This is a genomic window from uncultured Actinomyces sp., from assembly GCF_963526355.1.
In the GTDB taxonomy this organism is placed as follows: Bacteria; Actinomycetota; Actinomycetes; order Actinomycetales; family Actinomycetaceae; genus Actinomyces.
In genome coordinates this window covers 1-11257 of record NZ_CAUROW010000063.1, presented here as the reverse complement: position 1 = coordinate 11257, position 11257 = coordinate 1, and the positions used below count along the sequence as shown (strand labels likewise).

The 11257-nt window shown below is 66.7% G+C and carries 14 protein-coding genes; 12 read left to right on the top strand and 2 right to left on the bottom strand.

Translation table 11 applies throughout. The annotated features are described in order from the left end of the window. On the bottom strand, positions 1–274 hold a 274-nt coding region (locus RWR81_RS10440), incomplete at its 3' end, for a hypothetical protein (RefSeq protein WP_314457531.1). On the opposite strand from RWR81_RS10440, the gene hemQ reads away from it, so the two are divergent. From hemQ to RWR81_RS10410, 6 genes are all read left to right on the top strand, one after another. Then, a complete protein-coding gene (gene hemQ / locus RWR81_RS10435; RefSeq protein WP_314457529.1) occupies positions 257–1102 on the top strand; it encodes a hydrogen peroxide-dependent heme synthase in 846 nt (281 codons plus the stop codon). The two genes, RWR81_RS10440 and hemQ, sit on opposite strands and share 18 nt — an antisense overlap. A gap of 264 nt (positions 1103–1366) precedes the next feature. After that, positions 1367–1648, top strand: a complete 282-nt coding sequence (locus RWR81_RS10430) for a type II toxin-antitoxin system Phd/YefM family antitoxin (protein WP_314457527.1) — start codon at positions 1367–1369, stop codon at positions 1646–1648. A 37-nt stretch (positions 1649–1685) separates the two neighbouring features. Continuing rightward, positions 1686–2183 carry a DNA starvation/stationary phase protection protein gene (locus RWR81_RS10425; protein ID WP_314457525.1) on the top strand — a complete coding sequence of 166 codons (498 nt, stop codon included), beginning with the start codon at positions 1686–1688 and terminating at the stop codon, positions 2181–2183. Between the two features lie 585 nt (positions 2184–2768). After that, positions 2769–3494, top strand: a complete 726-nt coding sequence (locus RWR81_RS10420) for a hypothetical protein (RefSeq protein WP_314457523.1) — start codon at positions 2769–2771, stop codon at positions 3492–3494. A gap of 435 nt (positions 3495–3929) precedes the next feature. Then, positions 3930–4457: a hypothetical protein gene (locus RWR81_RS10415; protein ID WP_314457521.1), complete on the top strand. Its 528-nt coding sequence runs from the start codon at positions 3930–3932 to the stop codon at positions 4455–4457. Further along, the gene (locus RWR81_RS10410; RefSeq protein ID WP_314457519.1) at positions 4451–5476 is read left to right on the top strand and encodes a hypothetical protein; all 1026 of its coding nucleotides are present in this window, start codon (positions 4451–4453) and stop codon (positions 5474–5476) included. The genes RWR81_RS10415 and RWR81_RS10410 overlap by 7 nt, the downstream gene beginning before the upstream one ends. 192 nt (positions 5477–5668) lie before the next feature. Here the strand turns inward: RWR81_RS10410 and RWR81_RS10405 are convergent, their stop codons facing one another. After that, the gene (locus RWR81_RS10405; RefSeq protein ID WP_314457517.1) at positions 5669–6085 is read right to left on the bottom strand and encodes a hypothetical protein; all 417 of its coding nucleotides are present in this window, start codon (positions 6083–6085) and stop codon (positions 5669–5671) included. A gap of 160 nt (positions 6086–6245) precedes the next feature. Between RWR81_RS10405 and RWR81_RS10400 the strand changes: the two genes are divergently transcribed. From RWR81_RS10400 to RWR81_RS10375, 6 genes are all read left to right on the top strand, one after another. Further along, complete coding sequence (locus tag RWR81_RS10400; RefSeq protein ID WP_314457515.1) at positions 6246–6962, top strand: SAF domain-containing protein; 717 nt, start codon at positions 6246–6248, stop codon at positions 6960–6962. Then, positions 6962–7720, top strand: coding sequence for a hypothetical protein (locus tag RWR81_RS10395; protein ID WP_314457513.1), 759 nt, complete (start codon positions 6962–6964; stop codon positions 7718–7720). The genes RWR81_RS10400 and RWR81_RS10395 overlap by 1 nt, the downstream gene beginning before the upstream one ends. After that, positions 7717–9033: an ATPase, T2SS/T4P/T4SS family gene (locus RWR81_RS10390; protein ID WP_314457511.1), complete on the top strand. Its 1317-nt coding sequence runs from the start codon at positions 7717–7719 to the stop codon at positions 9031–9033. The genes RWR81_RS10395 and RWR81_RS10390 overlap by 4 nt, the downstream gene beginning before the upstream one ends. Continuing rightward, a complete protein-coding gene (locus RWR81_RS10385; RefSeq protein ID WP_314457509.1) occupies positions 9030–9908 on the top strand; it encodes a type II secretion system F family protein in 879 nt (292 codons plus the stop codon). Before RWR81_RS10390 ends, RWR81_RS10385 begins: the two co-directional genes overlap by 4 nt. After that, positions 9908–10840: a type II secretion system F family protein gene (locus RWR81_RS10380; RefSeq protein WP_314457507.1), complete on the top strand. Its 933-nt coding sequence runs from the start codon at positions 9908–9910 to the stop codon at positions 10838–10840. The genes RWR81_RS10385 and RWR81_RS10380 overlap by 1 nt, the downstream gene beginning before the upstream one ends. A 99-nt stretch (positions 10841–10939) precedes the next feature. Next, positions 10940–11155 (top strand): hypothetical protein, encoded by a 216-nt coding sequence (locus tag RWR81_RS10375; RefSeq protein ID WP_314457503.1) that lies wholly within the window; start codon positions 10940–10942, stop codon positions 11153–11155. Positions 11156–11257 lie beyond the last annotated feature (102 nt).

Sequence of the window (11257 nt, the reverse complement as noted above, 5' to 3'; positions counted from 1 at the left end):
CTCGACCACCGGCGTCGGCCCCTTCCACACCGTCTGCCCGCCGTCCTGCTGCCGCCCCGGCACCCGTCGCCCCGGCCACCACGGGGCCGATGGCGCAGGCGGAGGGGCCGCGGCCGGCCACCAGCCGACCACGAGCGGGCCGTGACCCGTGACTGACCCCCAACTGAGCGGCAACTGACCCGACGCCGATCCGCATGGTCCGGGTCGGCCCCGATAGCCTCACGTCCAGCAGCTCCGGAACCATGAAGGAGAAGAGATGAGCACCGACACCCATGGCCAGCACAGTGGTCACCCCGGCAGTCACCCCAGCGGTCACCCCAGTGGCCGCAGCGGACGTTCTGCCGAGGGCGGCCTGCACCGCTTCGAGGACGAGGAGCGCCGCCCCCACCGCGACCCGCGCGACGCCACCGACGTCGACCTGGAGGCCATCAACAACCAGTACCACTACGCCCTCTACGCCGTCTTCCGCCTGACCCGCCCGCTGCCCGCCTCCCAGCCCGGGCGCGAGCAGCTCCTGGGGGAGAGCGCCGACTTCGTCAAGGCCGGCGGCGTGACGACGCGCGGCTGGTACGACGTCGGGGGCTTTCGCGCCGACGCTGACCTGCTCGTGTGGTGGCTCGACGATGACCCCGAGGTCCTCCAGGACGCCTACCACCGCCTGCGCGGCAGCGCGCTGGGCCGTTACCTGGAGCCGGTGTGGTCCTGCATGGGGCTGCACACGCCCGCCGAGTTCAACCCCCGCCACGTGCCCGCCTGCCTGGCAGGGGTGGCGCCACGCGACTGGGTCATGGTCTACCCCTTCGTCCGCTCCTACGAGTGGTACCTGCTCGCCCCCGAGGAGCGCTCGCGGATGATGGCCCAGCACGGGCGCCACGGCTTCTCCAAGTACCCCGACGTCAAGGGCTCGACCCTGGCGACCTTCGGGCTGAGCGACTACGAGTGGATCCTCGGCTTCGAGGCGGACTCCCTCGACCGCCTCGAGGGAGTCCTGCACCACCAGCGCTACACGGACGCGCGTATGCACGTGCGCGTGGACACGCCCTTCTACACCGGGCGCCGCGTCAGCCCCCAGGAGTGGGCCGAGCGCCAGCCCTGGGCCTGAGGGGACCGACCGGTCCGGTGACGGTGCGGCCTTGTCGTCTGCGCCGTCCGTGCCGTGCGTCCGGCCGGCCGCCGGTGGGGGCATTCGACGTCGTCGGGGACATTCTGCCGCCGACGGGTGCCATCGACGCGTACGGGTGCAGGATTTCTGTCCCCGGACGCGTGGAAGGTCCCCGTTCGTGCTTCGGGGCTAGGTGCCTCGTACGACGACGCAGCCTGACCAATCCGGTTGACCAGGTCAAGTCCTCCCTGGGACCATCGACGTATGAGGACGGTGAGGGTTCAGGAGGCGAAGACGCACCTGTCGGCGCTGCTGGTAGAGGTCGAGCAGGGCGCCACGATCAATATCGCCCGCGGGCGTCAGACGGTGGCGCGGCTGGTTCCGGTGGGGACGGGTGAGCGGGAGCTGGGCTTCGGCGGCTACCACCTGCCGGACACGTTCTTCGACGAGCTGCCCGAGGCGGAACTGAGCGCCTGGGAGGGGCGTGCTCGCGCAGGTGAGCCCCTCTTCCGAGTGAGGCATGGCTTGCCTGTGAATCATAAGTAACACCCACGACTCCTGACTAAGTGGTAAAGTAATGGCCATGAACGCAGACACCATGACTACTCCGTCCATCAACCTTTCCTTCACCGCTTCCGCCGCCCTGAGCGACAACCTTCAGCGTGTCCTGACCGACCTCATCGCCCTCGAGCTCGTGGGCAAGCAGATCCACTGGAACGTCGTCGGCCCGAACTTCCGCGACATCCACCTCAACCTGGACGACGTCGTCGACATCGCCCGCGAGGGCTCCGACGAGGTCGCCGAGCGCATGCGCGCCATCAACGCCGTCCCGGACGGCCGCCCGGGCACCATCGCTGCCGCCACCACTGTCCCGGCCGCCCCCGAGGGCGAGATCCTCACCAGCGAGGGCGTGGCCTACATCGTCTCCGCCATTGAGGCCGTCGTCGCCACCCTGCGCGGCGTGGACGAGGATGTCGACGCCGAGGACCCCACCTCCTCCGGCATCGTCGAGGACCTCATCGGCAAGCTCGAGCAGCAGGCCTGGTTCCTCTCCTCCGAGATCCGCAAGCCTGTGCGCTGAGACGGACCGAGGAGCGGCGCGACCGCAGCCGTAGTTGACGGCGGTGGGTGATCTCGAACACTTCGGGGTCACCCACCGTCGTTTTGTTCTTGTGCCGGTTCGGGCTGCATTGCGCTCCGGAGTGCGGCGATGGAGACGACCGGGTGGGTATGGGGCCTGGTCCCCATGGGGAATCCGCCATTCGGTGGTGACGGGGCCGTGTATGGGCGGTATGGTCGATTTACTTGTGGTTGTGTGAGTGTTGCCGTTTCAGGCCGGCGGCTACTCCTCGGTGGAAGGTGTGGATCAATGCTGAAGACAATGGTGAGGCGTGCCGGTTTGGTGACGGCGGCGTGTGCGGTGGTCGTTCCTCTTGGTCTGTTGCCGTCGTCCCCGGTCTTTGCGGAGGGTGGTGGTGTTTCGGGGAACTCCTCCCAGAACGCCGACGGCGGTGTCGACGTCTCCGTGTCGGTGTCCTACACCTCCGCCACCCCCGGATCGGGAGGATCTGGTGGGACAACCACGTCCAGTAGGCAATTCTCGGCGAGGGTCAAACCTCCGTGCCAGTACCTTCCAGTAGGCACCGGCGATGAGGTGGCCAAGAATATGGACGGAAGCAAGACGAGAGTGAAGTCTGATCCCGATGAGCCTTATGAGGAAAACGTGGCTCAGTATCCTGGTTGGGCGCAACATGCTGGAGATACGGAAGGGCGTTGGTACCTCCCGTCGTCGTGCAGCCAGCCCGATGGTATGAGTAAGGATGAATACAATAAAATAGCCAACACTTTCCTTCACAAGCCTGCAGTGTTTGTTCCTGCGGGTGGTCAGCCTCCGGTTCCGCCGGTTGATGGGGCGACGTTGGCTAAGGCTGCGTGGAAGGCGGTGGAGATTCCGGCTCCGTCGGTGGAGATGAATCCGCGGATGGATGGTGATGTGCAGACGTTGGTGGGTGTGGAGAATTGGGTGTGGGCGAGTGCGGATACGCCTCAGTCGGTGACGGCGACGGCTACTGCTGGGCCGGTGTCGGCGACGGTGACGGCGACGTCGTCTGGTTTGACGTTGTCGGCTCCGGATAGCAAGGTGTCGTGTCAGGGGTTTGGTACGCCGTGGCAGCCGGGGATGCCTGAGGGGAGCAGCTCGTGCACGATGACTTTCACGCGTAGTTCGGAGCATTTGGGTGGTTCTACGTCGGTGAAGGTGGGGGTGTCTTATAGTGCGTCGTATACGGCCAGTGATGGTGCTCAGGGGAGTTTGCCGTCGGTGTCGACCTCTGGGAGTGTGTCGTTGAAGGTTGGGGAGGCGCAGAGCCTGAACTCCAGCACCCAGAACTGAACTGACTGGCCCCACCACCCCACAAGCCGACGACACCGACAGCAAGGATCCGTGCCGAAGCCGGATACTCGTGCGCTGGAAGCGGTGCCCCGCAGCCGAGTTGAGGCCGATGTTTCCGTTGCGCCCGGGCTTGCCGGGGGACTGTTGGTCCTGCAGCACCTCGGGTCGTGTCGCGCCCCTGATGTGGTGGGTGGAGACGGCCATGGTGTGAAGTTCCCACATAAAACCTGTTATCTGATGGTGACGGAACGACATGCGAGCGGGTATGGTCGGGCTACTCGCGGTTGCGTGGGTGTTGGTCGTGCCGGGTTATGGAGGTTGGTCGTGTTCCGCCGTCGTCGCTTGCGCCTATGGGGCGGAATGGTCCTGGTTGCCGCGTGTGCGCTGGCAGGATGCTCATCGGGCGGTGGGAAGCCGGGGGGTACCGTCCCGCCGTTGAAGACCGCAGGCACTGACGTGTCCGCAACGGCCAGCGCCTCGGGCAGTGATGCGCCCGTGACGAAGAACTCGCTGTCGGATCCCAAGACGTCGTACACGGTGTTGTCGATCCCGGACGATCTGGATGCGGAACAGTCCCAAGTGGTCAGGGCCTATGTCGACTATGGCCGGGCGACCTGGGAGGCCTACCGGGACATGAAGGGGACGACCAAGGTCGAGTCCGTCACCGCCGGGGACCAGTATCAGGCCTTCAAGAAGGTCTACGACGAGCGGGCCGCCGCCGGACAGCATGTTGAGGGTGAGGTCAGCACCACCATCACCTCGGCTCAGGTCAATCCCGATCATTTTTCATCAACGGTGGCGGTGTGTACCGATGAGACGAAGGTCCGCCTGGTGTCTCAGGACGGGGCGCAGGTCCCCTCGGACGACCTCGGCCATAAGATCTCCCTCCTGGTGGGCCTGATCAGAAACGAAAAAGGCTGGGTTGTCAATTACTCCTCAGTGGAAAGCAAGGATCAATGCTGAAGACAATGGTGAGGCGTGCCGGTTTGGTGACGGCGGCGTGCGCGGTGATCGCTCCTCTTGGCCTGTTGCCGTCGTCCCCGGCTTTTGCGGAGGGTGGTGGTGTCTCAGGGCACTCCTCCCAGAATGCCGACGGCGGTGTCAATATCTCCGTGTCGGTGTCCTATAATTCCGCCACTCCGGGATCGGGAGGTTCTGGTGGGGCAACGACGACGTCCTCCCGTCAGGTGGGTACTACGGTGAAGCCGAAGTGTTCCTACAAGCCGTCTATGTCTGGTAAAGATACTGCGAAGTTCTTTGAGAGTAGGCAATTCAAGGACCTCGCTAGAATGAGTCCCGACGTTGATTATAACCAAGAGACTTCCAAGTATGAGAACTGGAAGGAGCATGGGTCGGACGCTGAAGGGTATTGGTATACACCAGAATGTGCTCCGGATGATTTTTCGGATCCGGAGTACACGAAGTATAGGGCAGAATTTAATACCAAAGGTCCGATATGGGTTCCTGCGGGTGGTCAGCCTCCGGTTCCGCCGGTTGATGGGGCGACGTTGGCTAAGGCTGCGTGGAAGGCGGTGGAGATTCCGGCTCCGTCGGTGGAGATGAATCCGCGGATGGATGGTGATGTGCAGACGTTGGTGGGTGTGGAGAATTGGGTGTGGGCGAGTGCGGATACGCCTCAGTCGGTGACGGCGACGGCTACTGCTGGGCCGGTGTCGGCGACGGTGACGGCGACGTCGTCTGGTTTGACGTTGTCGGCTCCGGATAGCAAGGTGTCGTGTCAGGGGTTTGGTACGCCGTGGCAGCCGGGGATGCCTGAGGGGAGCAGCTCGTGCACGATGACTTTCACGCGTAGTTCGGAGCATTTGGGTGGTTCTACGTCGGTGAAGGTGGGGGTGTCTTATAGTGCGTCGTATACGGCCAGTGATGGTGCTCAGGGGAGTTTGCCGTCGGTGTCGACCTCTGGGAGTGTGTCGTTGAAGGTTGGGGAGGCGCAGAGCCTGAACTCCAGCACCCAGAACTGACCGCCCCACCACCCCACAGGCCGACAGAAAAATCCGGCTGCGGGAGGAACGTCATTCCTCCCGCAGCCTTTATTGTTCTTTGCTTCTCGCCACCCCGATTGGATGGCGCAGCATCCGAAAAGCAAAAAAAGGGGTCTGGGAACAGTCGTGTTCCCAGACCACCTTGTGCTGTAGCTCGGTATTCGCCGAGACTCAGGCGATGGGGGAGACGGGAGAAAGGTGCTCCACGCTCTCTCCACCGGAGATGGCGAGGTTGTTGTGGTTGTTCGCCACATCGGTGCCGGCCTCGGCGAGCGCGTCCTCCAAAGCCTTCAGCGCCGGCTTGAACTGTGTCGTCCACTGCTCACGGAATTTGGTGGCGTTCGTGCTCTCCCACACCGCGCTATTCACTGAGCCGTCAACCTGCGTCTGAATGGTGTTGGTGGTCTCCACGTTAGTCTTCAGGGTTCTGTACAGTTCCGCGAGGGTTTCGAGGTCTGCGTTAACTGCGGCCACGGTGATCTCCTTTGTCTGGATGAATTCGTTTGCTCCGGAGAGAATCTGCGGAGTCAGGTCGCCTGTGGTGGGACGCCTGCTTACTACCTTCCACGACGAGTGGAGAGGAGTCAAGGGGACAACTATCCTTCGTTTTGATATGGGGAGGGATCCCCATGGTGTGAAGGATCAGTGGTTGCATACTATGCTTCCATCTGATTCAGTAGGTGTGCTCACGGCATTTTCTACTGAATTCCCTATGTAAATTCTCGACTCGTGTGAGGTACTCCCTTAAATGGCATCCCGTTTGTCTGGACGTACGTCCGAGCGTCACGATCGCAATTCCGGCCAGGAGAAATCAGCCCGCCCCCGTCAGGGGCAGGGCGTGGACGGTGCGCGCCTGCCCTCGGCGCCGCGAGAGCGGCGCCCCCTGCTGGCCGCTCTCGCCGTGCTGCTGATCGTCGGGGGTGCCCTGCTCGCGGGCCTGCTGGCGAGCCAGATGGACAAGCGGGTCCAGATGCTGGCCGCGGGAGACACGATCCGGGCCGGAGAGGTCATCACGAAGGAGGACCTGGTCAGCGCCATGGTCTCCTCGGACCTGAGCACGCTGATCCCCGCCGATCAGATCGATCAGGTGGTCGGGCGCACGGCGCGGGTCGAGGTCGCCAAGGGGCAGCTTCTGGACAGCTCCCAGATCGCCACCACCCCCATCCCCGGAGGGGACAAGCAGGTCGTCGGCGTCTCGGTCGCCTCCGGCCGCTTCCCCGCGGGGGGACTGGGGTCTGGGGACATGGTCGACGTCGTGGACGTCGGCAACCAGTCGGTCTCCATCGAGGGCGCACAAGTCCTCAAGGCCGCTCCCTCCTCCGGGACGGACAACGACTGGACCTCGGGCGCCGTCGTCTCCCTCATCGTGAACAAGAATGACGCCGCCAAGCTCGCCAGCGCCTCCGCCAACGGCACCATCGCCGTCGTCCAGACCGCGACCAACCAGCCGATCAAGGACAGCTGATGCTCATCTCGATCGCCTCCGCCAAAGGCTCCCCCGGCGCATCGACGAGCGCACACGTACTCGCCGCGGTCTGGCCGCGGCCCGTCGTCCTGGCCGAGCTCGACCCGGTCGGCTCCGACCTGGTCTACCGCACCCGCAGTCGCGAGGGCGCGCCCCTGGACAGTGACCGGGGCGTCGTCTCCCTGGCCGCCGCGATCCGCCGCGATCCGGCCACCCCGCTGCGGGACCACCTCACCGTCATCGAGGGGGACCTGCCGGTCCTCGTCGGCCTGTCCCGCCCGGACCAGGCCACGGCCATCGGGGCGGGCTGGGCGGGACTGACCACCAGCCTCCACCAGCATGGGGACGTCATCGCCGACGTCGGCCGGCTCTCCCCCGGGGCCCCGAGCCTCGGCGCCGCCCTGGCCTCCGACATCACCCTGTTCGTGGTCCGTCCCGGCGTGGAGAACTACGGGCACCTGCGTGAGCGCCTGTCCTGGATCATCGCCGAGACCTCCCGCCGCTCCGAGCAGGCCCGGCTGGGCATCCTGCTCATCGCTCCCTGGAAGGTGCGCCACGAGGCCGAGGACCTGACCCGACTGCTGCGCGGCAGCAACCTGGAGGTCCCCGTCGTCGGTGTCCTGGCCCTCGATCCGGGCGCCGCCGACTCCCTCGCCGGTCGCCAGGCCCGCCCCCTGGGACGCACCCTCCTGGTGCGCTCCGCCAGGACCGTGGCCACCGCCCTGGCCGGCGTCGTCGCCAACGGAGGTGCGCGGTGAGCGTGGATCAGGGACTCGTTCGTGACATGCGCGAGGAGGTCGCCGACCTCCTGGCCCAGCAGCGGCGTGATGACGCCAGCTCCGGCATCCCCCCGATGTCCCCGGAGGATGAGCGGCAGTTCGCGCGCGCCCTCATCGGCCGCGTGCTCGAACAGCACGCCCGCGCCGAGATCGCCTCCGGCCGCAGCCCGATGACCGCCCAGGAGGAGGAGGAGGTCTCCCAGGGCATCCACGCGGCGCTGTTCGGGGTCGGCCGCCTCCAGCCGCTGCTGGACAACAAGGACGTCGAGAACATCGACATCAACGGCTACGACAACGTCTTCATCCAGTACGCCGACGGCCGCGAGGAGCGCGGCGCCCCGGTGGCCGAGTCCGACGAGGAGCTCATCGAGCTCGTCCAGGTCCTTGGCTCCTACTCCGGCCTGGCCTCGCGCCCCTTCGACTCGGCCAACCCGCAGCTGGATCTGCGCCTGCCGGACGGCTCACGCCTGTCCGCCGTCATGGAGGTCTGCTCGCGGCCCTCGATCTCGGTGCGCCGCGCCCGCCTGGACCGGGTGGGCCTGGAGGAGCTGGTGGGGCTGGGCTCGATCACCCCCCGGCTGGCGGCCTTCTGCTCGGCGGCCGTGCGCGCCCGCAAGAACATCATGATCGCCGGTGCCACCAACGCCGGGAAGACCACCTTCCTGCGGGCCCTGGCCAACGAGATCCCGCCCGAGGAGCGCCTCATCACGGTGGAGCGCGCCCTGGAGCTGGGCCTGGGCGAGTTCGCGGACCTGCACCCCAACGTCGTCGCCTTCGAGGAGCGCCTGCCCAACTCCGAGGGCTCCGGAGCGATCTCCATGGCGGACCTGGTGCGGCGATCCCTGCGCATGAACCCCTCCCGCGTCATCGTCGGTGAGGTCCTCGGTGATGAGATCGTCACCATGCTCAACGCCATGAGCCAGGGCAACGACGGCTCCCTGTCCACCATCCACGCCAACTCTTCGGCCGAGGTGTTCAACCGCATCGCCACCTACGCCATCCAGTCCGCCGAGCACCTGCCCCAGGACGCCACCAACCTCCTCATCGCCGGCGCGGTCGACTTCGTCATCTTCCTGACCCGAGAGAACCGCTTCTCCCAGGGCGGGGGGCTGCGCCGCTACGTCGCCTCCGTGCGCGAGGTCAACGGCGTGGACGGGCGCGTCCTGTCCAGCGAGGTCTTCGCCGACGACGGCTCCGGCACCGCCCAGCCCGCCGCGCCGATCTCCTGCGTCAACGACCTCATGGCGGCCGGCTACGACCCGGCCGCCCCCTACCGGAGGGGCGTGGCATGAACGAGTCGACTGCCACCATCGCCTTCCTGTCCGGGGCGCTCGTCGGGGGCGGGATCTTCCTGCTGATCGGCTTCTTCATGGGCGTCGACATGCTGCCCACCCCCACCCCGGGCTCCTCGGCCTCTCTGCGTGCGCACCTCAAGGGGCTCTCCGGCCGACTCGTCGTCAGCCTCGCCGTCGGGTTGGCGGTGCTGGTCCTCACATGGTGGGTCGTCCTCGCCGTCGCCGGGGCCGTCCTGGTGCTCGTCTGGCCGATGCTGTTCGGCGGCGCGAAGGAGGAGAAGCGCTCGGCGGCCAAGGTCGAGGCCCTGGCCACCTGGGCCGAGTCCCTGCGGGACACGATCGCGGGCGCGGTGGGCCTGGAGCAGGCGATCCCGGCGACCGTCTACGCCTCCGCCCCGGTCATTCGCGAGGACCTGGCCCTCCTGGCCGACCGCATGCGCGTACGCGTCCCTCTGCCGACGGCGCTGCGCCAGTTCGCGGACAGCCTGGGCGACCCGACGGCGGACCTCATCGTCTCCGCTCTCATCATGAACGCCCGCCTGCGCGGCCCGGGCCTGCGCCAGCTGCTCGGCGCCCTGGCGGACACCGCGCGCTCCGAGCTCGACATGCGTCAGCGCGTCTCGGCCTCCCGCGCCGGCACCCGGCGCTCGGCGCAGATCGTCGTCATCTTCTCAATTGTCATCATGCTGGGCCTGGCGGTCTTCAACCGCAGCTTCGTGGCCCCCTACTCCAGCGTGCAGGGGCAGCTGGTGCTGCTCGTCGTCGTCGCCCTGTTCGCGATGGGGATGCTCTGGATGCGGCGGCTGGCGGGCGTGCGCCTGCCCCGGCGCTTCCTGACCGCCACCGCGCAGGCTGGGGGTGAGGAGGAATGATGACCTGGATCCTCGTCGGCGGGGCGATCAGCGGTGCGGGCGTCCTGTTCCTCGTCCTCATCCTCGCCCCGCCCGTCACCCAGCCGGCCGCGGCGCTGGCCGAGTTGGACACCCGCCGCAGCGAGGGGCGGATCCGCGAGGACGCGCGCAGGCTCAACCCCTCCGAGTCCGCGATACCCCCGTGGGCGGACGTCCTCAGCCTCAGGATCGCCTCCCTGGCCCGGCGCACGGGGGTCGACCTCACCTTCCTGACCACCGACCTGTCCGTGGTGGGGCGCTCCCTGGAGCGGCACCTGCTCACCTCCCTGTTCATCGGGCTGGGGGCCTTCACGGCCCCGATGGCCGTCGTCGGGCTCATGCAGATCTTGGGAGCACCCCTGGACTGGTCCATGCCCCTCCTGTTCAGCATCGTGCTGGGCATGGTGGGACTGCTACTGCCCACGGCCCGCCTGCGCCGCGAGGCCGAGGAGGCCCGCCGGGACTTCCGCCACGTCGTCGGCTCCTTCCTCGACCTGGTCGCCATGTCGCTGTCGGCCGGCCGGGGCGTTCCCGAGGCGCTCGACGCCGCATCCAGCCTCTCCGACGACCCCGCCATGATGCGCATCCGCAACGCCCTCGATGTGGCCCGCCTGCGCGGAGACACCCCCTGGGAGGCCCTGGGCCAGCTGGGCACCCAGCTGCGCATCGACGAGCTGCGCGACCTGTCCGCCGCCCTGGCCCTCGTGGCCGAGGACGGCGCCAAGATCCGGGAGTCCCTCGGCGCCCGGGCCTCCAGCATGCGCCGCCGCGACCTGGCCGACGCCGAGGGCAAGGCCGGAGAGAACTCCGAGTCCATGCTCGTGGCCCAGCTCGTGGTCGCCATGGGATTCATCGTCTTCCTCGTCTATCCGGCCCTGACCGGAATCATGGGTTCGATGTCCACTCATCCCTGACCGGAATCACGGACTCGTTGCGAGCCCCACGTCCCCTGCCCGCCACCAACCCCCTTCGCATACACGAACAAGGCACACACACAAGAAAGAAGGAGAACCATGCTGTCCCTACTCGTCACCCTCCAGGTACTCGCCGGCGACGTCCGAGACAAGGTGGGGCGCCGCCTCGCCGAGGAGAAGGGGGCCTCCACCGTTGAGTGGGTCATCATCACCGGCTTCCTCATCGTCCTGGCCGCGCTCGTGGGCCGCGCCGTCTACAGCATGGTCTCCAACGGCACCAAAGGTCTCGAACTGCCCTCGATCGGCGGTAACTGATAGAGCACAAAGCCGGTGCCCTCATGAGGACTTGGAGACAACGCGTGATGAGCCGCTTGGGCCAGGAGGCGGGAGCCTCCAGCGTCGAGCTGATCATCTTCT